Source organism: Methylocystis parvus (assembly GCF_049675845.1).
In the GTDB taxonomy this organism is placed as follows: domain Bacteria; phylum Pseudomonadota; class Alphaproteobacteria; order Rhizobiales; family Beijerinckiaceae; genus Methylocystis; species Methylocystis parvus_A.
The window spans coordinates 2,357,744-2,381,391 of the sequence record NZ_CP187161.1 but is presented as its reverse complement, the minus strand read 5'-3'; the positions used below and the strand labels follow the sequence as shown (position 1 = coordinate 2,381,391).

Sequence of the window (23,648 nt, the reverse complement as noted above, 5' to 3'; positions counted from 1 at the left end):
CTTACTGGAGCGCGAAACGGCCCATGTCCAAAAAGTTCACCCTGTCGCTCGACGCGCACGGCGTTTTTGGCGTATTGGCGACATTAACTCTGGCAGGGCAGCCGGCGCGGCGCTTCACCCTGCAGGAGGCCTCGATCGTCGCCAAAGCCATCGAGGCGGTCGCTCTTGGAGCGAGCGTCGAACGGCTGATCTATATGAGTCCGATCGCCAGCGACGAGGATTTCGACGCTCATGCGTCGGCGGAAGGCCTCACCATCTCCTGCGCGGGCTTTCCAGCGCTTTTGCTTGTCTGGCGAGAGGCCGCGGCGCTGGCTGACAGGCTCAGAGCGGCGGCCGGAAAATAAGCGCGCGGGCAGTCCGCCCGCGCGCGGCTTCCTATCGGCACATCTCGCGGTAGCGCCGGCAATTGCCGCGCCCCACTTCGCCGAGCTCTTCCTTGTTGAGGCAGGCGCGCCGCAGCTCGCGACAGTCCGCTCCAGAACCCCAGCGGCCCCGGTAATAGTCGCGGTGGTTCACTTGATAAATCTGCGCGTCGGGGGAAGGCTGGCTGGGGATCGCCGCCGCCGGGAGCGCAAACAAAGCCGCCATGCCGAACGCAAGAATGTAGCCGCGCATCGTGTCCTCCTGTTCAGCCCCCGCCTCGCTCGCTACGGGTTTGGGCGTTTGCGGGCGAGTTAGCCGTAACGGCCTGAAAGACTGCTTGTTCCGGAGGAGGGCGGATGACGCTAGCGACGCTTGCCGCTGAATTGGCGACGACACGCGGGCGAGAGCGCCTTCATGTTGGCCTTGAGGCACTTCTCGACCGCGATGGCGTCCGGCTCTTCCGACGCGCAAAGCCGGTGCGAATCTTTCTCGCACGCCGCTTTTTGCTTCGCCGTGCCTTGCGCGACGGCCGGTTGAAGGAGCAGGGCGGAGAAAAGAGAGATCAGGAAAAGATTGCGCATGATGGCCTCTCTCTGTTCATTCCCGACGCGTCGAGACAGGCGTGAACTGGGTCCGAAAGGGAAGATATCAAGCGCGGGCGTGCGCGCCTCCCCATCAGGCAGTCGCGAATTCGACTTTCAACGTGGCTCCGGGCGCATCGCCCATTTGCAGGGCGCCGCCAAGCTGTGTTGCGAGTCCGCGCATGATGTTCATGCCAAGGGTCGCGACGCGCTTTTCTGTGGCGCTGACATCAATGCCGGGCCCGTCGTCGCGTATGGTGAGCAGCAGGCGACCGGTCTCCTCCTTTGCGAGTCTGACCTCGAAGCGCGTGCCGAGCCCTTTGCCGAACACATGCTTGGCCGCGTTGGTCGCGGCCTCGTTCACGAGCAGGACGAGCGCGGTGATTTGATCGAGGGAGAGAGCGGCGCCCGCCTCGACATCAATCCTGACGTCGACCGGCATCTCTCTGAAGGTCTCTTTGAGAACATCTTCGATCACGTCCTGCAAGCCATCGGCGAGAGCCGTTCCGTCATGAAGGCGCCGGTGCAGGCGGGAGATGGCGCTGATTCTATCTTCCGCCTGCGAGATCGCGTTGATGGCGGCCGCATCGGAAACGCCCCTTCGCGCATTCCGCAGCATGACGACGGCGAGCTGCAGATTATTGGCGACGCGGTGTTGAAGCTCCCTGAAGAGCTCCTCTTGGATGCGCTTGGCTTTTTCCAGACGCTCCACCAGCGCGCGCAGCGCCGCCACAAGCACGAGAATAAAGCCTGCGACGAGACTGAAGCCAATGAGACTCGTGAAAGTATGGGGATCCTTGACCTCGAAGGAGTTGATGGGCTCGAAGAAAAAGAACCATCCGGCGACCGTCGAGAGCAAAAGGACGAGCAGGCCCGGACCCCAGCCGCAAATCAAGGTCGCCGCAGCGATGCCTGGGTAAAAGGTCAGGAATTTCATCTGCACGAGCCAGGGCGCGAGCAGAATGCGCACGCCGAGACAGACGGAGAAGATCGCCACCGCGAGTAGCCATGTCCAGGCCCCTCGCTTCTGCGCGGAGATTCGAGCAAGCTGCGTAGTCCAAGCCATCCGGTCCTAACCTTTCAGGCGGCTAACGGAAGATAATTGTCGCCGGCCCTGGACCAAGCGCGCCCTTTGCTTCATTTTGAGGCTCGGTCGTGAGGATCGCCTGCAACGAGGCGGGAATCGCCGCTGCTTGGACGGCGCCTTTCAATGCAGGTTGCGAAGGCGGCAGAACTTGGTGCGTCCGCCGTCCTTGTTCGTCCGCCAGCGGCATCCGGCGTTCGCTGGTTGATGGTCGTAGAGATGCGCTTCGGCGCGATGTTTGCGATCGAAGGTCTGGTTCGAGAAATCGTTTCCGCCCACAAAAACGTTGTCGCCGAACCGCACCTCGCAGAGGGCCGGCGATATGGCGGCGAGGAGGAGCGTGACGGCCGCGATGGCCTGCAAGGCGGATTTCGCAATCATGTTCGTCTCCCAAGGAGACGCATCATAGCAAAAAGCCCGGTCTTGAGGGACCGGGCTTTCTTTCGCCGTCGAAAAGCGCGCAGGGGTTACGACCGCCCGCTCTCCGCGTCGATCCTCAATATGCCCTCAGCGCAGGGGCCGACGCGCCCCAATTGAAGTGATAGTTCACGCCCGCGCGGACAACGTGATATTCCGGATGGCGGCGATAACCCCAGTTGCCTCCGAACCAGCCCTGCGTGCCGCCGCTGGAGAGATCGGTGAAGAGATATTCGCCCTTGGCCGACCAGTTGGGCATGAACATCCATTCCACGCCGCCGCCGACGGTCCAGCCCGTGCGGGTGTTGCTGTAGCCCGTGAACTGGCCCTGCACGCCGCCATAGGCGAAGCCGCCCGTCGCATAGACGAGGAAGGTCGGGGTGAAGAGATAGCCGGCGCGGCCGCGAACGGTGCCGAACCAGTTGAGCGCGACGCCGACATTGCCGGAGGGGGCGAGCGGCGCGAGGATGCCGCCGGGCGTGACCGGGCTCGGATAAACGGCCCAGGCGGCGTTGCCGCCCGACTGCATGCTGGTGCCCTGGAAATCCGTCTCGGCGCCGAAGACGAGCGACGCCATCTGGTAGTTGTAGCCGATCTGGCCGCCGCCCACGACGCCGCCGGCGCTGCTGCCGCCATTGGCCGAACCGGGCAGGAACCACAGGCCCCCGGCGACGGGATCGGTATAGGGCGTGAGATTGGCGTTGTTGAGGCTGTTGGCGCTCCAGCCGCCGCCAATATTGGCGCCGACATAGAAACCGGTCCAGGTCATGACCGGGGGCGGCGGGGGCATGTAGACGGGGGGAGCCTTGCGATAGGGCAGATCGGCGGCGCTCGCCGAACCCGCCGCAGCCGCCAAAATAGCCATGGCGGCGAAAGTGGATTGACGCATTACTTCAACTCTCCGTTACGCTTGCGCGGACTGGCTGCGATCGACGTAATCGACCTGCTAAATATTAAGCCTAAGAAGAGTTAATTTTTTGCGTGACCTTGGCCGGGGAGGCGCAACTTTTCCCGCCCTTTGGGCAAGCGTCATTCGCACGCGCGCAGCTTTTCCGCGATGACGAATTTGCGATAGACGAGCCCGCAATCCGAAATCGCCTTGTCGAGAAACACGGGCCGGCGAGAATCGCACGTCACGCCGACGAAATCGGGGTTCGACGCGAGTCTGTCGAGCGGCGCTTCCTGTTTGGGCGTGGTCAGCGTGTTGTCGACAAGCGCATGCACCACAGGAGCCCATATCGCCTGGAGCCGTTCACGCCGATCGTGATGCGTCGCTGTTATGTCGTTGGCGATGGCCGCCATCGCCTCGTTCGCTTCTTCGACCCAAGACTCTGTCGTCAAACGAGCCTCCCCATTCAGTCGCCACTCCAGATAACCCGGATCATATTGACGCTGTCTCGGGGGAATTCTTTTGGCCGATCTTTTCCTGCGAATGTCTCGAATATTTTCAGCCGCAAAAAGCCAGAAACAAATGCTTTATCCGTTGTTTGGAAAGTTCGGCCAAGGTGCGGAGCGGCGCGTCGCTTGCTGAGTTGGACGCGTGCAGTCATTCAAATCGGTTGAAGGAGCCTCGAATGCTCAGTGGGAATTACACGAAAAGCGTTGGCGTTCTGGCCGCCGCGATGTCGTTTCCTCTCTCCGTCCTTCGAAGCGTCATGCATTTCCCGACGGCGCTGGTCGACATGATGGAAAAGCACGGGACTGAAAAATAGGCGGCGACCGCCGTTTCGGCGATCAATTTGCCTTTGTCGGCGCAGGGCGAACGGGAGTCGCCCTACGCTCTCTACTTCACCGCGCCTGTGGCCGCCTCACCTCCAGCGTCAGGCACTTCGCCGCGCCGCCGGCCTTGAGAAATTCGGAAAGCGGCGTGAGAACGGGAACCAAGCCGGCGCAGCGCAACCGCGCCCGCAAGCTCTCCGACGCGTCGTTCATGAAGACGCGACGCCCGATGGCGACGGCGTTGCAGGCGAAAGACGCCGCGTCTTCCTCGCTCACTTCAATACGTTTTTCCTTCGGCGTCAGCGACGCGATGAGCGCTCGGGACTGTTCGTCGAAAGCGTTCGGATAATACATCAGCCATCCGCCCGGCAGCGGGCAGAGGCATGTGTCGAGATGATAGAAGCGGGGGTCGACGAGCCTCAGGCCAACGGCGCGCGTCTCGAAGATGCGCTCGAGGAGTTTGGGCGCCTTCTCGCTCGACCGCCATCCATGGCCGCACCAGATCAGGTCCCTGGCGCGGTCGAGCAGCGCGTCGCCCGCGCCTTCGAAGGGGACGTCCTGCGGCCAGGATGCGACGGCGAAGCCCGCCCGTTCGAACCAGTCGCGAAAGAACGCCTCTTCGGGTCGTCTCTCCTTGGCGTGGAAGCGCGTGACGACAGCTTTTTCGCCAATCGCGAGTCCCGCATTGGCGGTGAAGACCATATCGGGCAAACCCGCGACCGGCGCGATGAGATCGAGCGGGCTCACCAGGGCGATTTGCTGGCGCAAATTTTCCCACTGTTCCTTCGCCAGCGTCACATGCGTTCGGCCGATCTGGTTCTCCATCCAGGGATTGATGACGTAATCCACCCCGAAATGATCGGGCGCGCACATCAGGAGCCGCGCGTCGCCACGGGCTGCGTTCGTCACCTCGGTCCCCGAACGGTCGGCGACATCCATGAGCGCGGGGTTGAAGTTGCGGGTCATGCGGGTTTGCCTTCGATCAGTCTGCGAGATTGACGGCGTCGCGCGAGGGCGTGCGGCGCCTTTCCGATTGCGGCTGCAACAAAGCGAAGAGATCCTTCGGATTGGCGGGCGCCGCGGTCAGCTCGATCTCTGTTCCGACGCCTGTCTCGCGCGCGAGATCGCGTAGAAGACGCAGGACGGCGAAGTCCTCAAGGGCGAAGCCAACGCTATCGAAGATCGTGACGGCCCCAGGCGAGGTGCGACCCGCATGCGCGCCGGTGAGCAACTCGTGCAGCTCCGTGACGGGATGTTCCGGCGCGAGCTGCTGGATTTCGCCCTCGATGCGCGTTTGCGGGGCATATTCGACGAAAATGTCCGAACGCAGGAGAAGTGCGCGGGCGAGCTCGGTCTTTCCCGGGCAATCGCCGCCGACCGCGTTGATATGGGTTCCGGCCGCGATCATGTCGTCGCCGAGAATGGTCGCGCGCTTCTTGTCCGCCGTGATCGTCGTGACGATGTCGGCGCCCTCCGCCGCCGACCGGGCGTCGACGCAGCGCGTGATCTCCAGTTCGACAGGCGCCATGTTGCGCACGAATTTTTCTGTCGCCTCGGCGTCCACGTCAAAGACCCGCAGGCGGTCGACGCCGAGAACTTCTCGAAAGGCGCTCGCCTGGAATTCCGATTGTGCGCCGAGCCCGATCAGCGCCATTGTGCGGCTTTCCGGGCGCGCGAGACGAGACGCCGCGAGGACCGAGGTTGCGGCGGTGCGCAAGGCTGTCGCGAGCGTCATGTCCGAAAGGAAGATCGGATAACCCGTCTCGACGTCGGCCAGCGCGCCGAAAGCCACGACGGTCTGCAGGCACAGGGCCGTGTTGCCGGGATGGCCGTTCACATATTTGAAGGCGAAGGTTTCGCCGTCGCTCGTCGGCATGAGTTCGATGACGCCACCCGGCGAGTGGCTCGCGAATCGCGGCGACTTGTCGAAATCGCGCCAGCGCGAGAAATCCTGTCGCAGATAGTCGACGAGACGAAACCAGAATTGACGGGCGCCGACCCGCTGGACGAGCCGAGCGACATCCCGTGCGCTCAAAAAAGTGACCATTTCCCGCATCCCTGCCATGGTGTGTGGGGAGAATGGTAGGGCGCAGTCGCGTTGATAGAAATCGCAGGAATGTGCAAATCAGCATAGGAAATTGCGCAAATCGCCATACATACTGCTCAAACAGGCAGAGGCGGGCATGGACGATCTCGATCACCGGCTCATCGCGGCGCTACGGGTCGACGGACGGGCCTCGCTTTCCGAACTCGCCAAGAAGCTTGGCGTCTCGCGCGGCACTGTCCAGAACAGGCTCGACCGGCTGGTCGCGGCCGACGTGATACTGGGCTTCACCGTGCGCCTGAAGGATGGCGCGCAGAGCGACCGCATTCGCGCAATCATGATGATCGAAGTCGCAGGAAAAAGCACGCGCAAGGTCGTGCACGCGCTACGCGGTCTGCCGCAGATCCACGCGCTGCACAGCACGAATGGCGCCTTCGATCTTATTGCGGAGATCGAGGTTGAAAATCTTGTTGAGTTCGATCGCGTCCTGTCGAGCGTGCGGTCGATCGAAGGCGTCGCGCGCAGCGAAACGAACCTGCTTCTTGCGCCAGCCTAGAGAGGCTTGTCCGCGCTCGTCGCCCAATTCGCCATGAGCGCGTTGCTGGGCAGGCTTTTGTCGGTCACCTTCCGCGCCTGAGCGACGCCCGTCACCGGCAGCCCGCGTGGATCGATGAGGCCGAGCTGCACGAGCACGGACGCCTGATCCCAATAGATATGCTCATGGACCACCTTGCCGTCCTGAAACTTCACAATGGCCACAAGGGGGACCTCGACCTTCCGTCCGGTGGGCGGCACGTCCGGGACCATCCAGTCGATCTCGGATGTGTGCGTGAAGCAAAACAGCATCTCGTCCACGAGGCTCTGCGTTCCTACGGTGCGGCTGATGGGGATGAGCTGCGTATCCGGCGGATTGGCCCCGATGAAGTGGTGTTTGTAGAAGCGCCTCAGCTCGTCATGACCTACGCCGCCGGTCATGGTGGGAATGTGGTTCACATAGGGCGCATCGACCATCGTCGCCATTGTCGCATCGACGTCCCGGGTTTCGAATTCGCAGCGGCAGTGCTCTTCCCACAAGGCTTCGAGATCATAACCCGACATGAGCGTTCTCGGCTGTCGTTTGAGGGGCAGCCAAGTCTTTCCTTGTCCCCGGCGGCGGTCAAGGCGATCGGGGCCTGAGTTCTGTCATGGCGGGGGCTTTTCTCAGCGCGCCCTGCGGCGTTGCCGGCCTTCCTCCGCGCCACGCGGCGCCTCCAGGCGCGTTAGCGTCTTTGCGGGACGTGGAGAAAAAGGACGCGCCGAGCAGGCCTGTCGATGCAGGGCTTGCAGGGTCTCGGCCGATTGAAGCGCATCGAGCATCGGCGCGCAGACGAGCCGTCCAGCCGATGGGTCGAGATGACAGACCGGATCCCACAGCCCCATATGCGTCCAGATATCGCGATCGTGCCATTCAGGCATGCCGAGAATAGGGTAAAGACATACGCCGCGCAGCGGCGCGCCTTCGATCAGTAAATTCTCTGCGGCGCGCACGACTTCGCGCAGCCATGGCCCGCGATTGTCGCCGACATGGCTTGTCTCCGTGATGATCACCTCTCGCCCGTAGCGGCGGCAAACCTTGCGCACCAGCGCATCCAGCGGGGCCCGGCGCGGATCGTCGTCGTCGAGGGGGCGGAATATTCCGTCACCGTCCGCAGGGCCTTTCAGCTCCCACTGATTGGTCCAGTAATAATTGATTCCCACGATATCGAGATGAGCGGGGCTTCCGCCGAGTTCCGGCAGCAGCGTCCCGCAAAGCATGTCCCATGACTGGAATACAAGCTGCTCGTTGAAGTGATCCGCCTCTTCAGCGAGATTCGGCCTGTCCGACGGCGGCACGACCCGGCACAGGGGATCGACACTGACGATGCGCGCCTGCGGGATAGCTGCGCGTATGGCGTTGACGCCGGCGATCGCCGCCTGAGCGAGAGCTACCTTCAGCTCCCAGCCCCGTCCAGTCGCGTGCGGCGCGAACAGTCCCTTTTCGCCGGCGGCGTAGGCCATGAATGAGGGCTCGTTGATCGGCGTGAAGTAATACGGTCCCTCCATGCGCGAAGCGATGAAGCGGGCGATCGCGTGGCAGTAATCGGCGAAACGCCGCGGAAAGGCTTTCGACCAGAGATCGACGTCCCGGGGAAAGCCATAATGAAAGAGATCCCAAATCACCTCGATCCGTCGTCGCTTGGCGGCCTCGATGAATGGCTTCACGGTAGAAAAGTCATGGCGCCCGGCCGCGTCGACGAGCGGCCATCTCACGGTCTCGCGAACCGCGTGAAGGCCAACAGCGGCGATGTCGCGATAATTCTGGTCGACCATTCTGTCATGGCCCGTCGCGACGACCTGGTCGAACCATTCTCCGTGCCGGTTGTAACCCGTCGAGCCCTCGAAGCCGGCGAGAAAGAAACTGCGAAACATGCCTGTCCCTCCGTATTGGTTCGCTCTCAAATTGGAGGAGAAAAAGGGCGTTATCTTGCGCCCCGGCGATGGAATAGCGCCTGCCTGTCTTGCAGGCGTCCGACAGTTTCGCTTCCGCTGGATGCGAGCCGTTCGTAGGCATTGACCAGCGGCGTTTCGATCCGCGCCAGATCGCCGCGCGGGTCGGGGTCGAGATTCCAAAGTCCCATCTGCAGCAGATGGTCGTGCAGAGGCCGATTGCCCTGCCGATAGGCCCAGGTCACCAGGGCGAACATGGGCCACCATGTGTAGCCGACAAGAGGAATTCCCTCTGAACGTAGTTTTCCAACGGCTTCGACAGAGCTGTTCAGCCAGCCGAGGCGCCTTGCAACCGAGCCCTTGTCGGCTGTCTCGGAAATCATCAACGGGACGCCGTAACGCCCGAAATAAAGATAGCCCAGCTTCTCGATCAGCGCGCCGGACGCATGGGGCATCCGCACCCGCAGCCGTCCCTCTTTGTCGCGCAGAAGACGCTTGCTGGTGAAGATCGGGTAGAGATTCATGCCGATGATTGGCAATTGCAGCGGGTTGTCCAGAAAGCTCTCGAGCTCCTTGTTGGCGGCCCCGTGCGCGCGCAGCCAATTCCAGAGCGGATGACGCGTATCCACGCGCCCGCTGATGAGATCGAGCGCGAGAAAGACGATTTCCTGCCGAAGCCGGGCCTCGTCGGCCAAGGATGGATCGTCGGTCGAGAATACGTCCGTCGCGTCGACATGAAACGGAACGATCTGCGGATCGACTCTCTGCAGCGCCTTCACGGTTTCAACAATGCCATGGCAAATCGCGAGCATGAGCGCGACGAAGCCGTTCCAGCTTCGCTCATATGGCGGCCACCAGCCGAGCCTGCCACAATACCAGGCCGTGATGCGCGGTTCGTTGAGCGGCGTGTACCATTTGACCCTGCCACGAAAGCGCGAAGCGAGGCGCTCCGCATATTCGGCGACGTAACGCGGGTAATCAGGATTGAGAAAGGCGCGTTCGACCCAGGCGGGGAGGCCGTAATGGACGAGATCGACGATCGGATCGACGCCGAGCGCCAGCATCCGATCCAGCGCCGCGTCGACGAAATCCCACCGCCATTCATCAGGCGATGGTTGGATGCGATGCCAGGGAACCCCATAGCGCGCGCAGGAAACCCCGAGCGTCGCCATCAAGCCGATATCGTCTCGCCAGCGTTCGTAATGCCCTGTCAGCTCGTATTCGTCGAGCTGTCGTCCGGTTCGCGGATGCGGTGCGGTGATGAAAGTGTCCTCGATCCCTACCGCCCAAAGAAAGGAATCGGGCGCCCTCAGCCTATGAATGTCAGCAAGGCCGGGCAGCATGTTCAGCGGCGCCCGAGCTGCATTTCGACATTTGGTTCAAGCGCCATGCGGGCCTCGGGATCCCTGGACCTCGAGGCTCAACCCGCTTGCCGGGCCAGTGTTCCTTTCCGCGCCCTCATCGAAAGGTTATCGTGGCGCTCTTGAGCTACAGCCCGCGCGCCCATGCCGGCCGAAGGGGCGCCGCTTCCGGCGCGGCGATGGCGGCGCGCAGTTGATCGAGCAGCCGGGGCTTGTCGGCGCCGAGCGTTCCCTTCAGGATGAGCCAGTTCGACGCGTGATCGCTGCGAAAGACCGTGCGCTTGAGCTCCAGCGCTGCGATCATGAGCTCCATTTCCTGCATCAGCCCCACAATGTCGAGCGCTTCCCAATCTTGAAAGTTCGAGCGGAAGCGCGCCTCGCCCATCGGAAAGCTGACGACGAGCGTCGCGAGGAACTCGGGTTGCGCAGCGTTCATCAGCGCCGCGGAATTCAGCGCATGCCGCCTTGACAGCGCCTTTCCGCCAAGGCCGTTGAGGATCATCGCCGAGCGCTTGATTCCGGCGTCCCCGAGTTTCACCAACGCTTCGCGCGAGGTCTCGAAAGTCTCGCCCTTGCTGACGCGCGCAAGCACCTCGTCGTCGCCGGATTCGGCGCCGACATAGACGAGCGACAGGCCGAGTTCCTTCAGTTCGCGTAGTTCGTCAACGGATTTCCTGCGCACATTGCGCGGCAGGCAATAGCTGGAAACGCGCCGCACGCCCGGCAGGTCCCTGCGGATCGCCTCGAGTATCGTCGCGAGGCGTCGCGTGGAGAGGGTCATGGCGTCGCCGTCGGCGAGGAAGATGCGCTTCACGCCCTCGCCGAACCGCTCGCCGCATTGACGTATGCTGTCGAGCACCTCCTTTTCGTCGCGCGGCCGGAACCGCTTCTGGGGCGCGGTATACATCTCGCAGAATGTGCATCGGTTCCAGGAGCATCCGTCGGTGACGGGAAGAATGAGCGACTCGGCTTCGCTCGGCGGGCGGAACACGGGTTCGACATAGCGGATCGGGACGATGGACATGCGGGACTGCGTATACGTTGTTGAGGAAGGCCAGTTTAGCGCAATCGGGGTTAAATCGATACGCACGCCATTTCTCGGACGAGGAGCGGAAATCGGTGGAGGGCGATTGACAGCTTCCCGCTCGCCGCCGTAGCCTTGAGAGATGGGTGGCGGCGTCTTCCGACTTTTGAGGCTTGCTTTCGTGACGCTTTACGCGCTCACGACGCTTGTCGCCGTCCTGATGCTCCCCGCGCATGCGGCCGATGGCGTTGGAGCCGCCGCGCCGACGGGCGCGTCGATCACGACCGCTGTTTGCGCCGGCCAGCAGGGTAAAGCCGGGAGGTCCAACCTGGCATCGGTCTGCTGCGATGTTTGCGACTCCAGCGTCTCCACCGGGCTCGAGCCGCCATCCGTTGCGACTTTCCTGATCAGGCACGAATTCTCGACACGCCTGAATTTTGCGCAAAGGCTCGGCCGCGTCGCCGACGCCACGCCCGACGACTTGCGATCCAGGGCCCCTCCAGCCCCCTGATTTTTCGAAAATGGCCCCGCCGCGTCGGCAATCGCGCGCGGACCCCGGAACAAGCTCCCATCTCGCGCATCCAGCGCCGGCGTCTCGCGGCTCGCATCGGCCTTCGCATGGCTGCGGCCGTTATCGCTGGCGGCTGGCGGAGCCATCGCGCACCGTCTCAAAGGAAAATGCTCATGCAAAAGAACGCGATTAACGGCGCCGCGCTGGCGGTCGCCGCCGTCTCCATCGTCCTCGCCGGGGCAGCGCCGCCCGCGAAGGCGGCGGCGACCGCAAAGGTGCAATGCGTCGGCGCGAATAGCTGCAAAGGCAAATCCGACTGCCATACGCCGAAGAACGCTTGCAAAGGCATGAACGCCTGCAAGGCGCAGGGTTGGGTCTATGCGGATTCGGCAAAGGCCTGCGAGGAGGCCGGGGGGAAGGTCCGCGACTGATTGGCGGCGCGCGCGCCAAGCCCCCGCGCGCCGTCCGGCCGGCGTCCGCCCCCTGTCCCTCTACGGGCGCCGGCCTTTTTCTCTGCGCATCCTTATGCGCGCCATCGCTTCGCGCGGGGGTTAACCGCCCGCTCGGGGACTCCCTCCCAAACTTGCCCCGCCTCGCATTCGAGGCGGGGTCTTTTGTCTAGCAGATCCGCGGCAATTGCTCGCCCGCGAGCCAATCGACGATGCGGGAGCCGCCGAAAGACGACTTCAACTGCACGAAGCGCCGATCGTCTTCCGCCGCCACGCCGATGAGCGCCGCGGCCTGGCCGAGCGGATGCGCGCGCATGGCGTCGAGGAGCGCGTCCGCCGCTTCAGGAGCCGCAACGGCGACGAGCTTTCCTTCATTGGCGACATTGAGCGGATCGAGGCCCAGCAATTCGCAGGCGGCGGCCACTTCAGGCTTTACGGGAATAGCCGCCTCGTCGAGCCGAAAGCCGACGCTGGACTGCTGCGCAATCTCGTTGAGCGTCGCCGCAAGGCCGCCTCTCGTCGGATCGCGCATCAGCCGCAGCGAACCTCCCGCCGCCGCGACGATATGGGCGACGAGGCCGTGCAGCGCCGCTGTGTCAGAATGAATCCCGCAGTCGAATTCGAGATTTTCCCGTTTCGACATGATGGCGACCCCATGGTCGCCGATCGAACCCGAAATCAAGACGACGTCGCCGGGCCGAGCTTTGTCGCCAGAGAGATCGAGGCCTTCGGGGACGACGCCGACGCCGGCGGTGGAGATGAAGACGCCGTCCGCCTTGCCGCGCTCGACGACCTTGGTGTCGCCGGCGATCACCGGAACGCTGGCTGCGCGCGACGCCGCGCCCATGCTCTCCGCGATGCGCGCCAGATCCGAGAGCGGGAAGCCTTCCTCAATGATGAAACTCGCGGAAAGATAGAGCGGCCGCGCGCCCGACATGGCGACGTCGTTGATCGTGCCGTGAACGGCCAGCGAACCGATGTCGCCGCCAGGGAAGAAAAGCGGCGAGACGACGAAGGCGTCGGTCGTCATCGCCATGCGGCCTTTGACGGTCTCGAAAACCGCCTGATCGTTGCCCTGTCTCAGCCAGTCATTGTCGAGCGCTTCGTGGAAGATTTCGGCGATGAGCTGCGCCATCGCCCGCCCACCCGCCCCATGGGAAAGATCGACACGCCCGGCGAGGTCGAGCTTGCGGCGATACGCCTTGATGGTCACGGCGGCGATTTTCCTTTCCCGCGCTAGGCGGCGTGCGCGTCGAAGCGGCGATATGTCCATTGCGCCGCGCAGGCGCCCTCCGACGACACCATGCAGGAGCCCATCGGCGTCTCGGGCGTGCAGACGGTTCCAAATAGCTTGCAATCGCGCGGACGCTTGGCGCCCCGCAGGATCGCGCCGCATTCGCAGGCGGGATTGTCCTTCGCGGCTGGGGTTTCTATCCCGAAGCGCCGCTCCGCGTCGAATGACGCATAGGCGCCTCGCAGCCGCAGCGCGCTATTTGGGACGGCGCCCAATCCGCGCCATTCGAAGCTTTCTCGCACTTCGAAAATTTCGGAAATCTCGGCCTGCGCTTTCACGTTCCCGCTCGAGGCGACCGCTCGGCCGTACTGGTTTTCGACGTCGCTATGGCCTTCATTCAGTTGACGCACGAGCATGACGATGGCCTGCATCACGTCGAGCGGCTCGAAGCCGGCGACGACGAGCGGCTTGCCGAATTCCGTCGCGACGAATTGGTAGGGTTGCAAGCCGATCACGGCGGAGACGTGGGAGGGCCCGACAAAGCCGTCGATCGCGTGGTTCTCCTCGCTCTCGAGGATGGCCCGCATCGCTGCGGGCGTGAGCACGTGATTGCAGAAGACGGTGAAGTTCGCGAGCTTCCTTTGCATCGCGAGCCTGATGGCGAGCGCCGTTGGCGGCGTTGTCGTCTCGAAGCCGATGGCGAAAAAGACGACCTCGCGGTTTGGTTCTGATTCTGCGATGCGGATCGCGTCGAGCGTCGAATAGACCATGCGAATGTCGGCGCCATCCGCCTTCGCCTTCATCAGACTCGCGCCGTAGGAGGCGGGAACGCGCATGAGATCGGCATAAGTGCAGAGCGTCACCGCCGGCTGTTTCGCCAGCGCGATGGCGGCGTCGATGCGGCCGATCGGCAGCACGCAGACCGGGCAGCCCGGACCGTGGATCATGCGAATCTTCGGTGGCAGGAGATCTTCGAGGCCGTGGCGCGAAATGGCGTGCGTATGTCCGCCGCAAAACTCCATGAAGCGATAGTCGCGGTCGCCCCGCGCAACTCGGGTGAGCGCTTCGGAGAGTCCGCGCGCCAGCGCGCCGTCGCGGAATTCGTCGACATATTTCATTCGGCGGACCCCGCAATTTCGCGGATCATCGCCAGCGTCCGTTCCGCCTCCGCCGGGTCGATTTTCGACAATGCGAAACCGACATGCAGGATGACATAGTCGCCAATCGCCGGCTCATCGACAAGCGCGACGGAGATCGTCTTGGTCACGCCGTCGAGCGAAACTCTCGCCATCTGGTCCGGCAGCAATTCCGTCACGCGCACGGGAACGGCTAGACACATGCCAAACTCACTTTCTCCGTTTGTCCGCAGCGGAAAGCCGCTCTCGCGAGCGCCGCCTGCCCGAGCGAAATCCCACCGTCGTTGCAGGGAACCGCTCGGGCGAATAATGGCGTAACGCCTTGCGCGCGCAAGGCGCTGGCAAGGCCTTCCGCAAGCACGCGGTTCGTCATGCAGCCGCCGCCGAGCGCGACGCGGTCCTGCCCATGTGCGCGCGCCGCGGCCCCGATCCAGGCGGCGCAACCGTCGATGAGCGCGCCGTGAAAATACTCGGCCGCTTCGCGCGGGCTCGGACGCTCATTTGCGATGAAGGCCAGGATCGGCGCGAAATCGAGAACGCCGTTCTGCAACAGATAGGCGCCCTCGAAGCGCCGCGCCTCCTCGACGAGCGCTTCCAGCTCCATCGCCGCCTGACCTTCATAGGCCTGCTCCACGCGGAGCCCCGCCAGCGCAGCGGCGGCGTCGAAGAGGCGGCCCATGCTGGTCGTCCGGGGGATATCGCGGCTGCGCAGCCGATCTGCGATTTTTTCGGCGAAGGGCGCATGAGGAAAGAGCGCGCGCGCCAAGTCGAGACGATCGACCGCCGCCAACGCCGCGAGCCCCATGCGCCACGGCTCGCGCGCCGCGCGGTCGCCGCCAGGCAAGGCAAGCGGCGCGAGATGGCCGAGACGTCGCCACGCCGGGCCGTCGATCATGATGAGCTCGCCGCCCCAGGCCCCCTGATCGTCCCCCATGCCATAGCCATCGAGTGCGACGCCGAGCATGGAGCCAGCGACGCCATGCTCCGCGGCGATCGCCGCGATGTGGGCCGCGTGATGCTGCGCCTTGACGAGCGGCAAGTCCATTGCTTCGGCGAAGCGGGTGGAGAAAAAGTCGGGGTGAAGATCGCAGGCGGCGATTTCCGGCTTCACGTTTAGGATCGAGACGAAATGACGGAGCGTCTCCTCGAAGAAGCGCACGCTTTCGACGTCGTCGATGTCGCCAATATGCTGCGAGACGAAGGCTTCGCGCCCCCGCGTCACAGTCACCGTTGTTTTTAGATGCGCGCCAAGGGCGAGAACGCAGGGCCCGTCAGTTCCAAGATCGATCGGTTCCGGCGAAAAGCCGCGCGCCCGGCGCAGAAAGGCGGGCGCGCCGTCCATGACGGCCATGACGGAATCATCCGCGCGCGTCACGATAGCACGATCATGTCCGACGATGAGGTCGGCGACGTCCGCAAGACGGCGATGCGCTTCCGCGTCATCGACGATGATCGGCTCTCCGCCGGGATTGGCGCTCGTCGCGACGATCACGAAATCGTTCTGCGCCTCACGCCACTCGTTGTCCGCAGGCGCGCCTGCGGCCGCGTGGAACAGAAGAGAATGCAGGGGCGCATAAGGGAGCATGACGCCGATGCGATTCAGGCCCGGGGCGATCGAGGGCGCAAGAACGCCTTTTGACGCCATGACGACGATAGGGCGTGCGCGGCTCTGCAAGAGGTCGGCTTCCGCCGCACGCGGCCTGGCGAAAAGCGACACGGAAGCGAGATTGGCCGCCATTACCGCGAAGGGCTTGGCGTCGCGTTCCTTGTGGCGGCGCAGCGCACCGGCCGCCGTCTCGTTGCGCGCGTCGCACATAAGATGGAACCCGCCAATTCCCTTCAACGCGACGACGGCGCCGTCCTTGAGCGCCGTGACGATCGCCTCGGGCGTCTGTGCGAGACGCGGTCCGCATCTGGCGCAGGCGATGGTCTCGGCGTGAAAGCGCCGGCTCTCCGGATTGCGATAGTCGCGCGCGCAGTCCGGGCACATGGGGAACCGCGCCATCGCGGTGCGCGGCCGGTCATAGGGCAGCGACGAAGCGATGGTGAAGCGCGGGCCGCAATGCGTGCAGGTGACGAAAGGGTAGAGATGGAAGCGGCTGGCTGGATCGAAAAGATCGTCGAGGCACGTTTCGCAAGTCGCCGCGTCGGCGACGATGCGGGTGGTCGCCCCGCCAGCGGCGCTGCCACGGATCGAAAAGCTCCGATCCCACCGCTGTTCGACGCGCGTTATGTCGATGGAGTCGATCACGGCGAGCGGCGGCTTTTCGTCGCGCAAGGCGCGCACGAATTCGTCGCAACGCGCCCCCTCGATCTCGAGCAGCACGCCATCGGCGTCGTTCTGCACGAAGCCCGTCAGCCCATAGCGTCGCGCGAGATTGTGCGCGAAGGGGCGAAAGCCCACGCCCTGCACGGCGCCGCGCAGACGAAGGCGCAGTCGCGCGGGTCCAATCGACGACGCCTCTCGGGCCATGGCGTCCGGCATGACGTCACCCGGCCTTCGCGGCGCCTGCGCCAGACGCGGCGAGGGCGGCGCGCGCTTCGATCCAGGCGTAGAACGCCGCTATTCCTTCGCCCGTCGTGGCCGAAACGACCAGCGTCTGCAAAAGCGGGTTCACCCTCAGCGCATTGGCGAGACACGCGCCGACGTCGAAGGCTAGATGCGGGAGGAGATCGGCCTTGTTCAGCAGCATGAGATCGGCGGCCGCGAACATGTCCGGATATTTGAGCGGTTTGTCTTCGCCTTCCGTCACGGACAGGACGACGACCTTGTGCGCCTCGCCGAGATCGAAAGCCGAGGGGCACACGAGATTGCCGACATTCTCGATGAACAGCGCGCCCCCCTTGCGCAGCTGAAGGCTTTCGAGCGCGTGCCCGACCATATGAGCGTCGAGATGGCAGCCCTTGCCCGTATTGATCTGAATCGCGGGCGCGCCCGTCGCGCGAATGCGTTCGGCGTCGTTCGACGTCTGCTGATCGCCTTCGATGACGGCGACGGCGAGCCTCTGTTTCATATCGTTGATCGTTCGCACCAGCAGCGTAGTCTTTCCCGAGCCGGGGCTCGAGACGAGATTGAGAGCGAGCGTCCCGCGCTGCGCCAAGAGGGCGCGATTGTCGCGCGCATAGGCGTCGTTTTTCGAGAGGATGTCGCGCTCGATGCGAACGATGCGCTCCTGGCTCAGGCCGGGCGCATGCACGCCGGCGAGTCCTGCGCCGAAATCGATCGCTCCGCCGCGTTCGTCATGCGTGTGATGCGGGTCCGCGTGATCGTGGCGATGATCATGCGGATGGTCGTGGCTGTGATCGTGATGTGTATGCGCTGACTTTTCCGCGCCCGCCTTCTCGCCTTCGACCGTCGCCGTTCCGCAGCCGCACACGGTGCACATTAGTCGACCTCCAGTTCCTCGATCCGCAGCTCGTCGCCGGAAGTCATCCGCACATTCGACCCGCCGCATTCGGGACAGGCGCCGAAACGCTCCTGAAGGGCGACGGTCTTGCCGCAATCGAGACACCAACCTTCGCCCGGCGCTCTCACAATGTCCAGCGTCGCGCCTTCCGCCACCGTACCCCGCGAGACCGCGTCGAAACAGAAGCGCAATGCCTCGGGTTCGACATGCGCCATGGCGCCGACCTGAAGGCGAACGACGCGGACCTTCCCGAAGCCCTGCTTGCGCGCCTCTTCCGATACGATGTCCACGATGCTCTCCGTCAGCGCCATTTCATGCATCGACGCGTTCCCAAAGGCCGATCTGGAAAGCCACGCGGGCAGCCGATCGCCTGGCTGAGCAGCGTGGCGACGTCGGGACCCGCCGGGTAAGAATTCTATTCAGTCGGGGCACATCGAATAATCCGAAATCGCGCTTGTCTTGTCGAGGCCGCCCAGGGATGAAAGGCCCGTCGCCCATCGCCGCCCGTCGCCGCCGTCATGGCTTCGCTTTCGCCCGCGCCATCATATCAGCGTCGCACATGTTGGGCTCCTGCCGGCATCGAGCGTGCGTCCTGCTTTTCTCTGCGGCGAAAAAATTACGGGGGCGGCGACGGTCATGCCGGGAGGGCGCGCCGCCCTATCTCTGTCGGACAGAGCGACGGAGCAGCGGGATGGCGCCAGGCATTCGGTTTACAGGCGAATTCGAGGCCGCATCGCTGTCGGCTCTGATTCCCGGCCACTGGTATGTCGGCCTTGCTTGCGTTCGCTGCGGCGGACGTTTCGCAATCATGAACGAGCCAAGCAATACCGGGATCGTCGAGATTTCCGGCGACGCGCAATTTCACGCCGTATGTCCCAACTGCGGCGAACGCGCGAAATATCGCGCCGAAGACATCATATCGTTCCAGTCCGCGCAAGGCGGGTCAATATCGACGACGTGACGCGGAGCCTGATCCAGGCTCCGTCCTCGCGCGCCATCGGGAGGAGGCTTTAAAGATGCCGCTTCGGTCAATCGCATCGCTCCCGCCTCTTGCCCTGGCGCTTCTTCTTTCGCCCGCGCTGGCGCAATCGCTTCCGCCCGACGCCACCTATCGGCCGCTACCCACGCAACCTTTCGACGCCGTGCGAGCGGATGACGAAGCGCAGAAGCCGAGCGTGATGGAGCGGCAGCAGTCGCTTTTGCGAGAGCGTTACGAGCTCTCGGATCGCCCCATCGCGGGCGTGACGATGTCGGGCGGGCGGAAGGCTGTGCAAGGCGGCGTTCGCGTCAAGCTGCCGCAGGGAGCGAGTTGGGAAGCCCTCGCGGCGATGTCGCCCGACGACATCCGGCAGAAGGGCATGCTGCCGGCCGGCTTCATGCCTTTGCCGCATGTCAAGCAGGCGACAGGCGGCCAGGTCATCCCGAAGGAGCAGATCGACGAGATCAGCCGGCAGGAGAAGCGCGATCTCAAGCGCTTCGACGTCGACTTCGATCTGCCGGCGCATCTCACGCCCGAATTCCCGCCGCCGATTTATCTGACGACCCATCCGGAGCTCGGCGACGTTTCGCGCGGGCAATTGCTCACGATCAAGAACTATTACACCCTGATGGTTGGTTTTCTCACGCCTGTGCAGATGGAAGGGCTGCGGTTGCTGCTGACGCCATTCCCACAGGAAGAATTCAATCAGACAGAAGATAGGAAGGTCGCCGAACAGTCGCTCGGGATAACTTGCCTGGATTGCCATTCCAATTTCCACACGAACGCGGCCTTCCACCTCACGCCGGATGTTCGCCCTCAGGCGTCGCGCTTCCGGCTCGACACAGTGAGTTTGAGGGGGCTTTTCAACCAGCAGATCCACGGTTCGAAGCGTTCATTGCGCTCCGTCGAGGATTTTTCCGAGTTCGAGCAGCGCACCGCCTATTTCAACGGCGATCAGGTCAGCGCGCAGCGCAAGGGCGTCCATCTGCCCAACCGCCCCGATCAGGTCGCGATGATGGCGCAGATGCAGAACGTGATCGACTTCCCGCCGGCGCCGAAGCTCGATCCCATGGGCCGCCTCGACCCCAGCAAGGCGACCCCACAGGAGCTTGCGGGTGAAAAAGTCTTTTTGGGAAAGGGTCGCTGCGCGGAGTGCCACATACCGCAGCTTTCCTTCCTCGATAACAATATGCACGATCTGAAGCTGGAACGGTTTTACGATATCGGTCAGACCGTCAACGGGCTCGTCATGCTGCCGGACGGCCCCATCAAGACATTCACCCTACGCGGCGTGAAGGACTCGCCGCCCTATTTGCACGACGGGCGTCTGCCGACGTTGGCGGACACCGTCGAATTCTTCAACCTCGTGCTCAGTTTGAAGCTGACACAGGACGAGAAGGACGCCCTGGTCGCTTACATGCTCACGCTCTGAAACAGCTCGCCTTGATGGAGCAAGACATGCGACTTGGTCATTGGGCTCTCGCCCTTATCCTGCTTGCGTCGCCAGCCCTTGCGCAAGCGCCCGGCCCGGCGCCGGCCAATCCGGCTACCGCGCCGCCCGCGCCACGGGATAAGGGCAAGCCGGAGGCGGCGACGCTCAACGACGCCGATCGCGCTTTCATTCGGGAAGCCAGGACTGCGAGCGCGTTTCAGTCGGACCTGGCGAGGCTCGCGGACGAGAAGGGGGCCGCAGCCGACATCCGGGAATTTTCTGCGGGCATGGCGAAGGGTCACTCCACCGCCATGCAGCGTCTCGACGCTTTCGCCGTGCGGACGAGCGCAAGCGGCGAGGACAAGAGGCGCTCATCAATGTTCCAGGAACTGAAAGGATTGGCGGGTCAGGAATTTCAGCGCCGGTACTGGGCGGCGCAAGCGGCGGAGCATCAAGGGGCCGCGCAATTGCTGGCTTTTGAAATCGGGTCGGGACTCAATCCCCAGTTAAAAGCCTTTGCAGGGGAGATGCTGCCCGCGGTCTTGCGTCATCTGCGACAGGCGCAGGCAAACGCGATTCTCTCGTCGACCAAGTAGCGTTCCCGCGCGAGGGCCAAGCAGGGGCGAACATTCGAAAGCACTAAACGATGGCGCCCGGCGTGACCCTTAATATCGGGGCCTGCCGAGCGCCAGTGTATTAGGTGCGACCTTACGTCCTGCTTAGTTGGGCAGGGCGAAGACGGTCAGCACGCCGCCGAGGGCGGTGTAGTTGGCGAGCGAGGCGTAGTTGCCCACCGCGCCGAGGCCTTCGTTCGACTTCGACAGGCCGGCCGCAAGGCCGATGCCCGCCCAGCCGCCAACGCCTGACAGAACCGCCACATACTGCTTGCCAGCGGATTCATAGGTCATCACGTTGCCGATGATGCCCGACGGCGTCTTGTACCGGTAGAGCTCCTTGCCGGTCTTCGTGTCGACCGCCTTCAGATAGCCCTCCAGCGTGCCGTAGAAGGTCACGCCGCCATCCGTCGACACCGCGCCGGACCACGCCGAGAACTGCTCCTTGTTCGACCAGACGATCTTGCCCGTCTTGGCGTCCCACGCGATGAAGTTGCCCGTGTGGTTCGTGCCGTCGCCCAGCACCTTGCCGGCCGGGAACATTTCCAGCGTCGCGCCGACATAGGGCTGACCCGCCGTGTAGGACACGCGGAACGGCTCATAGTCCATGCAGACGTGGTTCGTCGGCACCATGAACAGGCCCGTCGCCGGATCATAGGACGCCGGCTGCTCGTCCTTCGAGCCGAGAGCGGCCGGGCAGACGTTCTGGGTGTTCGTGTCCTCGCCATTGTGCTGCGTCGAATATTTGTCGACGACCAGCGGGCGGCCATAGGTCTTGGACGACTTGTCCATGTCGACCTTCGTCGCCCAGTTCGTGGCGGGGTCATACTTCTCGGCCACCAGCAGCTCGCCATTGGTGCGGTCGAGCGTATAGGCGAAGCCGTTGCGGTCGAAGTGAACCGCGGTCTTCACCGTCTTGCCGCCAATGTTCTGGTCGGCCAGGATCACCTCGTTGATGCCGTCATAGTCCCACTCGTCGTGGGGCGTCATCTGATAGACCCACTTCACCTTGCCGGTGTCGAGGTCACGGGACCAAAGCGTCATCGACCAGCGATTGTCGCCCGGACGCTGAGCCGGGTTCCAGGTCGACGGGTTGCCCGAGCCGTAGAAGATCTGGTTCAGCTCCGGATCATAGGAATACCAGCCCCAGGTGGTGCCGCCGCCCGTCTCCCACTGATTGCCTTCCCAGGTGTTGATGCCCGAATCCTTGCCCACCGGCTTGCCGAGATGGGTGGTCTTGTCCGGGTCGATCAGCGTGTCGGCGTCGGGGCCCATCGAGTAGCCGCGCCAGGCCAGCTTGCCGTCCTTGACGTTGTAGGCCGTGATGTGGCCGCGCACGCCGAACTCGCCGCCGGCGATGCCCACCAGCACCTTGTCCTTGAAGACGTGCGGAGCGGCGGTCGAGGTCTGGCCCTTCGACGGGTCGCCGTTCTTCACCGACCAGACCAGCTTGCCGGTCTTGGCGTCGAGCGCGATCAGCGTCGTGTCGGCCTGGGCGAGGAAGATCTTGCCGTCGCCATAGGCGAGGCCGCGGTTGACCGTGTCGCAGCACATGACCGGAACGACCGACGGATCCTGCTTGGGCTCATACTTCCAGAGGATCTGATGCGCCGGGTCCTTCGCGTCGAGCGCGTAGACGATGTTCGGGAACGGCGTGTGAAGATACATCACGTCCGTCGTCAGCGTCTTGCCGGAGGTGTCGACCACCTGCACATTGTTCAGAACCAGCGGCGCGCCCTCGTGGCCGCGAAGAACGCCAGTCGAAAACTGCCAGGCCGGCTGGAGGGTCGCGACGTTTTCGGCATTGATCTGCTTCAGGCCGGAGTGGCGGAGATTCGCGTAGTCCCCCGTGGGCGAGACCCACTGCTTCGGGTCCTTTGCGAGCGTAGCCAACTCGTCGGTCGCGTTCGCGGCCGCAACCGGGGCCGGGGCCGCCGCTTCGGCCGCGGGAGCGGGCGTAGCCGCCGGCGCTTCAGCGGCGGCGGTCTTGGCCGGCGCAGCTTCCTCAGAAGCGGCGCTTTCGTGGCCCGCGGGTTTCCTGGTCTCGGTTGAAGCGTTGCCCACGAAATACGCGGCGCCGCCGGCAAGCCAGATGATCGCCGTCGTGGCGAGAAGATTTCTAGTGTCGGGTTTCATGTTCTCTCCCTGTCCAATTGGCGGCGCTTTCCCGCGCCTTAGCGGGCCGCCCGCTCGGATTTTTGGCCCGTTTTGCCCGCGCCGGCTGTGACGCCTCGGCAATTTTTGTCGCTTTTAGTCCATTGTGGCGGTTTGGGCCAGTGTGATGGGCGACCTGGCCGCCATCCGGGAAAGGGGGCGGTCGCCAGGAGGCACGAGGGGCCTGCCGTGCGGCGGCCGCCTGCGCTGCGGGACCCCCATTTCCGGACTTTGACGCGCCGACGCTCGCCTTGATTGACGCGGGCGCTGGTCGATCTACGTAAACTTGAGATCGCCGCAGCAATATCCCCAGGGCGCCGAGCAGATGCGTCTCGAAACGCAAACCCAGAACGGCAAGGTCGTGATCTCCGTCAAGGAGGAGCGTCTGGACGCGCACAATTCGAGCGAACTCAAGGAGCACATCCTGAAGACCCTGGAAGAAGGCGGCCGGGATTTGGTCGTTGTTCTAAGCGACGTCAAATTTATCGACAGCTCGGGGCTGGGCGCGCTGCTTTCGGGCTATAAGAACGCGAGCCAGCGGTCCGGTACGTTGGTGCTCTCGTCGCTTCAGCCCCGTGTTCTCTCGATGTTCGAGCTGACGCGCCTCAACCGCGTCTTCGAGATCTACCCACGCCTCCAGGATGCGCTAAGCAGCCAGGGCGTCAGCTAGCGT

Annotated in this window: 28 protein-coding genes; 9 read left to right on the top strand and 19 right to left on the bottom strand. The window is 63.7% G+C overall.

The window, feature by feature from the left end; translation table 11 throughout:
- The first annotated feature begins 23 nt into the window (after window positions 1-23).
- Window positions 24-344, top strand: coding sequence for a hypothetical protein (locus ACPFMJ_RS12370; RefSeq protein ID WP_424360321.1), 321 nt, complete (start codon window positions 24-26; stop codon window positions 342-344).
- 31 nt (window positions 345-375) lie between these two features.
- Here the strand turns inward: ACPFMJ_RS12370 and ACPFMJ_RS12365 are convergent, their stop codons facing one another.
- The 6 genes from ACPFMJ_RS12365 to ACPFMJ_RS12340 form a co-directional block, all read right to left on the bottom strand.
- Entirely contained in the window at window positions 376-615 is a 240-nt protein-coding gene (locus ACPFMJ_RS12365) for a hypothetical protein (protein ID WP_424360320.1), read from the bottom strand.
- A gap of 110 nt (window positions 616-725) precedes the next feature.
- A complete protein-coding gene (locus ACPFMJ_RS12360; RefSeq protein ID WP_424360319.1) occupies window positions 726-944 on the bottom strand; it encodes a hypothetical protein in 219 nt (72 codons plus the stop codon).
- A 94-nt stretch (window positions 945-1,038) separates the two neighbouring features.
- Window positions 1,039-2,010: a DUF4118 domain-containing protein gene (locus ACPFMJ_RS12355; protein WP_424360318.1), complete on the bottom strand. Its 972-nt coding sequence runs from the start codon at window positions 2,008-2,010 to the stop codon at window positions 1,039-1,041.
- Between the two features lie 141 nt (window positions 2,011-2,151).
- Window positions 2,152-2,409: a hypothetical protein gene (locus ACPFMJ_RS12350; RefSeq protein WP_424360317.1), complete on the bottom strand. Its 258-nt coding sequence runs from the start codon at window positions 2,407-2,409 to the stop codon at window positions 2,152-2,154.
- Between the two features lie 115 nt (window positions 2,410-2,524).
- Window positions 2,525-3,334: an outer membrane protein gene (locus ACPFMJ_RS12345; protein ID WP_424360316.1), complete on the bottom strand. Its 810-nt coding sequence runs from the start codon at window positions 3,332-3,334 to the stop codon at window positions 2,525-2,527.
- 140 nt (window positions 3,335-3,474) lie between these two features.
- A complete protein-coding gene (locus ACPFMJ_RS12340; protein ID WP_424360315.1) occupies window positions 3,475-3,786 on the bottom strand; it encodes a hypothetical protein in 312 nt (103 codons plus the stop codon).
- A gap of 233 nt (window positions 3,787-4,019) precedes the next feature.
- On the opposite strand from ACPFMJ_RS12340, the gene ACPFMJ_RS12335 reads away from it, so the two are divergent.
- Window positions 4,020-4,157 (top strand): hypothetical protein, encoded by a 138-nt coding sequence (locus ACPFMJ_RS12335; RefSeq protein WP_424360314.1) that lies wholly within the window; start codon window positions 4,020-4,022, stop codon window positions 4,155-4,157.
- Between the two features lie 76 nt (window positions 4,158-4,233).
- Here the strand turns inward: ACPFMJ_RS12335 and ACPFMJ_RS12330 are convergent, their stop codons facing one another.
- Together ACPFMJ_RS12330 and ACPFMJ_RS12325 are read right to left on the bottom strand one after the other, a co-directional pair.
- A complete protein-coding gene (locus ACPFMJ_RS12330; RefSeq protein WP_424360313.1) occupies window positions 4,234-5,130 on the bottom strand; it encodes a dimethylarginine dimethylaminohydrolase family protein in 897 nt (298 codons plus the stop codon).
- A gap of 16 nt (window positions 5,131-5,146) precedes the next feature.
- Window positions 5,147-6,211 carry an ornithine cyclodeaminase gene (locus tag ACPFMJ_RS12325; protein ID WP_424360312.1) on the bottom strand — a complete coding sequence of 355 codons (1,065 nt, stop codon included), beginning with the start codon at window positions 6,209-6,211 and terminating at the stop codon, window positions 5,147-5,149.
- Between the two features lie 136 nt (window positions 6,212-6,347).
- On the opposite strand from ACPFMJ_RS12325, the gene ACPFMJ_RS12320 reads away from it, so the two are divergent.
- Window positions 6,348-6,764, top strand: coding sequence for an Lrp/AsnC family transcriptional regulator (locus ACPFMJ_RS12320; protein ID WP_424360311.1), 417 nt, complete (start codon window positions 6,348-6,350; stop codon window positions 6,762-6,764).
- Here the strand turns inward: ACPFMJ_RS12320 and ACPFMJ_RS12315 are convergent.
- The 4 genes from ACPFMJ_RS12315 to ACPFMJ_RS12300 form a co-directional block, all read right to left on the bottom strand.
- Complete coding sequence (locus ACPFMJ_RS12315) at window positions 6,761-7,306, bottom strand: ester cyclase (RefSeq protein ID WP_424360310.1); 546 nt, start codon at window positions 7,304-7,306, stop codon at window positions 6,761-6,763. The two genes, ACPFMJ_RS12320 and ACPFMJ_RS12315, sit on opposite strands and share 4 nt — an antisense overlap.
- A 102-nt stretch (window positions 7,307-7,408) precedes the next feature.
- Complete coding sequence (locus ACPFMJ_RS12310) at window positions 7,409-8,656, bottom strand: glycoside hydrolase (RefSeq protein ID WP_424360309.1); 1,248 nt, start codon at window positions 8,654-8,656, stop codon at window positions 7,409-7,411.
- Between the two features lie 50 nt (window positions 8,657-8,706).
- Window positions 8,707-10,017: a family 1 glycosylhydrolase gene (locus ACPFMJ_RS12305; protein ID WP_424360308.1), complete on the bottom strand. Its 1,311-nt coding sequence runs from the start codon at window positions 10,015-10,017 to the stop codon at window positions 8,707-8,709.
- Window positions 10,018-10,162: 145 nt separating this feature from the next.
- Window positions 10,163-11,059: a radical SAM protein gene (locus ACPFMJ_RS12300; RefSeq protein ID WP_424360307.1), complete on the bottom strand. Its 897-nt coding sequence runs from the start codon at window positions 11,057-11,059 to the stop codon at window positions 10,163-10,165.
- A gap of 181 nt (window positions 11,060-11,240) precedes the next feature.
- Here ACPFMJ_RS12300 and ACPFMJ_RS12295 point away from each other — a divergent pair, with 181 nt between their 5' ends.
- A complete protein-coding gene (locus tag ACPFMJ_RS12295) occupies window positions 11,241-11,570 on the top strand; it encodes a hypothetical protein (protein ID WP_424360306.1) in 330 nt (109 codons plus the stop codon).
- A 173-nt stretch (window positions 11,571-11,743) separates the two neighbouring features.
- Window positions 11,744-12,001, top strand: a complete 258-nt coding sequence (locus tag ACPFMJ_RS12290) for a hypothetical protein (protein ID WP_424360305.1) — start codon at window positions 11,744-11,746, stop codon at window positions 11,999-12,001.
- 187 nt (window positions 12,002-12,188) lie between these two features.
- Here the strand turns inward: ACPFMJ_RS12290 and hypE are convergent, their stop codons facing one another.
- From hypE to hypA, 6 genes are read right to left on the bottom strand one after another with little or no spacing between them, the layout of a single operon-like run.
- A complete protein-coding gene (gene hypE / locus ACPFMJ_RS12285; RefSeq protein ID WP_424360304.1) occupies window positions 12,189-13,232 on the bottom strand; it encodes a hydrogenase expression/formation protein HypE in 1,044 nt (347 codons plus the stop codon).
- Between the two features lie 23 nt (window positions 13,233-13,255).
- Window positions 13,256-14,371, bottom strand: coding sequence for a hydrogenase formation protein HypD (hypD, locus tag ACPFMJ_RS12280; protein ID WP_424360303.1), 1,116 nt, complete (start codon window positions 14,369-14,371; stop codon window positions 13,256-13,258).
- A complete protein-coding gene (locus ACPFMJ_RS12275; RefSeq protein ID WP_424360302.1) occupies window positions 14,368-14,592 on the bottom strand; it encodes a HypC/HybG/HupF family hydrogenase formation chaperone in 225 nt (74 codons plus the stop codon). The genes hypD and ACPFMJ_RS12275 overlap by 4 nt, the downstream gene beginning before the upstream one ends.
- Window positions 14,583-16,874 (bottom strand): carbamoyltransferase HypF, encoded by a 2,292-nt coding sequence (gene hypF / locus ACPFMJ_RS12270; protein ID WP_424360301.1) that lies wholly within the window; start codon window positions 16,872-16,874, stop codon window positions 14,583-14,585. Before hypF ends, ACPFMJ_RS12275 begins: the two co-directional genes overlap by 10 nt.
- A gap of 4 nt (window positions 16,875-16,878) precedes the next feature.
- Entirely contained in the window at window positions 16,879-17,775 is an 897-nt protein-coding gene (gene hypB, locus ACPFMJ_RS12265) for a hydrogenase nickel incorporation protein HypB (protein WP_424360300.1), read from the bottom strand.
- Window positions 17,775-18,116 carry a hydrogenase maturation nickel metallochaperone HypA gene (gene hypA, locus ACPFMJ_RS12260; RefSeq protein WP_424360299.1) on the bottom strand — a complete coding sequence of 114 codons (342 nt, stop codon included), beginning with the start codon at window positions 18,114-18,116 and terminating at the stop codon, window positions 17,775-17,777. Before hypA ends, hypB begins: the two co-directional genes overlap by 1 nt.
- 371 nt (window positions 18,117-18,487) lie before the next feature.
- Here hypA and ACPFMJ_RS12255 point away from each other — a divergent pair, with 371 nt between their 5' ends.
- From ACPFMJ_RS12255 to ACPFMJ_RS12245, 3 genes are read left to right on the top strand one after another with little or no spacing between them, the layout of a single operon-like run.
- Complete coding sequence (locus ACPFMJ_RS12255) at window positions 18,488-18,757, top strand: hypothetical protein (protein WP_424360298.1); 270 nt, start codon at window positions 18,488-18,490, stop codon at window positions 18,755-18,757.
- A 55-nt stretch (window positions 18,758-18,812) separates the two neighbouring features.
- Complete coding sequence (locus tag ACPFMJ_RS12250) at window positions 18,813-20,207, top strand: cytochrome B6 (RefSeq protein ID WP_424360297.1); 1,395 nt, start codon at window positions 18,813-18,815, stop codon at window positions 20,205-20,207.
- A 26-nt stretch (window positions 20,208-20,233) separates the two neighbouring features.
- The gene (locus ACPFMJ_RS12245; protein ID WP_424360296.1) at window positions 20,234-20,803 is read left to right on the top strand and encodes a DUF4142 domain-containing protein; all 570 of its coding nucleotides are present in this window, start codon (window positions 20,234-20,236) and stop codon (window positions 20,801-20,803) included.
- 123 nt (window positions 20,804-20,926) lie between these two features.
- Here ACPFMJ_RS12245 and ACPFMJ_RS12240 read toward each other — a convergent pair whose 3' ends face one another.
- Window positions 20,927-22,957 carry a methanol/ethanol family PQQ-dependent dehydrogenase gene (locus ACPFMJ_RS12240; protein ID WP_424360295.1) on the bottom strand — a complete coding sequence of 677 codons (2,031 nt, stop codon included), beginning with the start codon at window positions 22,955-22,957 and terminating at the stop codon, window positions 20,927-20,929.
- Between the two features lie 343 nt (window positions 22,958-23,300).
- Between ACPFMJ_RS12240 and ACPFMJ_RS12235 the strand changes: the two genes are divergently transcribed.
- On the top strand, window positions 23,301-23,645 hold the full coding sequence (locus tag ACPFMJ_RS12235; RefSeq protein ID WP_424360294.1) for an STAS domain-containing protein: 345 nt from the start codon (window positions 23,301-23,303) through the stop codon (window positions 23,643-23,645).
- The last annotated feature ends 3 nt before the right edge of the window (window positions 23,646-23,648 follow it).

Bases quoted from the DNA above. Each gene is read 5' to 3' on its own strand.
- ACPFMJ_RS12370 (WP_424360321.1), top strand. From the start codon at position 24: ATGTCCAAAAAGTTCACCCTGTCGCTCGACGCGCACGGCGTTTTTGGC.
- ACPFMJ_RS12365 (WP_424360320.1), bottom strand. From the start codon at position 615: ATGCGCGGCTACATTCTTGCGTTCGGCATGGCGGCTTTGTTTGCGCTC.
- ACPFMJ_RS12360 (WP_424360319.1), bottom strand. From the start codon at position 944: ATGCGCAATCTTTTCCTGATCTCTCTTTTCTCCGCCCTGCTCCTTCAA.
- ACPFMJ_RS12355 (WP_424360318.1), bottom strand. From the start codon at position 2,010: ATGGCTTGGACTACGCAGCTTGCTCGAATCTCCGCGCAGAAGCGAGGG.
- ACPFMJ_RS12350 (WP_424360317.1), bottom strand. From the start codon at position 2,409: ATGATTGCGAAATCCGCCTTGCAGGCCATCGCGGCCGTCACGCTCCTC.
- ACPFMJ_RS12345 (WP_424360316.1), bottom strand. From the start codon at position 3,334: ATGCGTCAATCCACTTTCGCCGCCATGGCTATTTTGGCGGCTGCGGCG.
- ACPFMJ_RS12335 (WP_424360314.1), top strand. From the start codon at position 4,020: ATGCTCAGTGGGAATTACACGAAAAGCGTTGGCGTTCTGGCCGCCGCG.
- ACPFMJ_RS12330 (WP_424360313.1), bottom strand. From the start codon at position 5,130: ATGACCCGCAACTTCAACCCCGCGCTCATGGATGTCGCCGACCGTTCG.
- ACPFMJ_RS12325 (WP_424360312.1), bottom strand. From the start codon at position 6,211: ATGGTCACTTTTTTGAGCGCACGGGATGTCGCTCGGCTCGTCCAGCGG.
- ACPFMJ_RS12320 (WP_424360311.1), top strand. From the start codon at position 6,348: ATGGACGATCTCGATCACCGGCTCATCGCGGCGCTACGGGTCGACGGA.
- ACPFMJ_RS12315 (WP_424360310.1), bottom strand. From the start codon at position 7,306: ATGTCGGGTTATGATCTCGAAGCCTTGTGGGAAGAGCACTGCCGCTGC.
- ACPFMJ_RS12310 (WP_424360309.1), bottom strand. From the start codon at position 8,656: ATGTTTCGCAGTTTCTTTCTCGCCGGCTTCGAGGGCTCGACGGGTTAC.
- ACPFMJ_RS12305 (WP_424360308.1), bottom strand. From the start codon at position 10,017: ATGCTGCCCGGCCTTGCTGACATTCATAGGCTGAGGGCGCCCGATTCC.
- ACPFMJ_RS12300 (WP_424360307.1), bottom strand. From the start codon at position 11,059: ATGTCCATCGTCCCGATCCGCTATGTCGAACCCGTGTTCCGCCCGCCG.
- ACPFMJ_RS12290 (WP_424360305.1), top strand. From the start codon at position 11,744: ATGCAAAAGAACGCGATTAACGGCGCCGCGCTGGCGGTCGCCGCCGTC.
- hypD (WP_424360303.1), bottom strand. From the start codon at position 14,371: ATGAAATATGTCGACGAATTCCGCGACGGCGCGCTGGCGCGCGGACTC.
- ACPFMJ_RS12275 (WP_424360302.1), bottom strand. From the start codon at position 14,592: ATGTGTCTAGCCGTTCCCGTGCGCGTGACGGAATTGCTGCCGGACCAG.
- hypF (WP_424360301.1), bottom strand. From the start codon at position 16,874: ATGCCGGACGCCATGGCCCGAGAGGCGTCGTCGATTGGACCCGCGCGA.
- hypB (WP_424360300.1), bottom strand. From the start codon at position 17,775: ATGTGCACCGTGTGCGGCTGCGGAACGGCGACGGTCGAAGGCGAGAAG.
- hypA (WP_424360299.1), bottom strand. From the start codon at position 18,116: ATGCATGAAATGGCGCTGACGGAGAGCATCGTGGACATCGTATCGGAA.
- ACPFMJ_RS12255 (WP_424360298.1), top strand. From the start codon at position 18,488: ATGGCGCCAGGCATTCGGTTTACAGGCGAATTCGAGGCCGCATCGCTG.
- ACPFMJ_RS12250 (WP_424360297.1), top strand. From the start codon at position 18,813: ATGCCGCTTCGGTCAATCGCATCGCTCCCGCCTCTTGCCCTGGCGCTT.
- ACPFMJ_RS12245 (WP_424360296.1), top strand. From the start codon at position 20,234: ATGCGACTTGGTCATTGGGCTCTCGCCCTTATCCTGCTTGCGTCGCCA.
- ACPFMJ_RS12240 (WP_424360295.1), bottom strand. From the start codon at position 22,957: ATGAAACCCGACACTAGAAATCTTCTCGCCACGACGGCGATCATCTGG.
- ACPFMJ_RS12235 (WP_424360294.1), top strand. From the start codon at position 23,301: ATGCGTCTCGAAACGCAAACCCAGAACGGCAAGGTCGTGATCTCCGTC.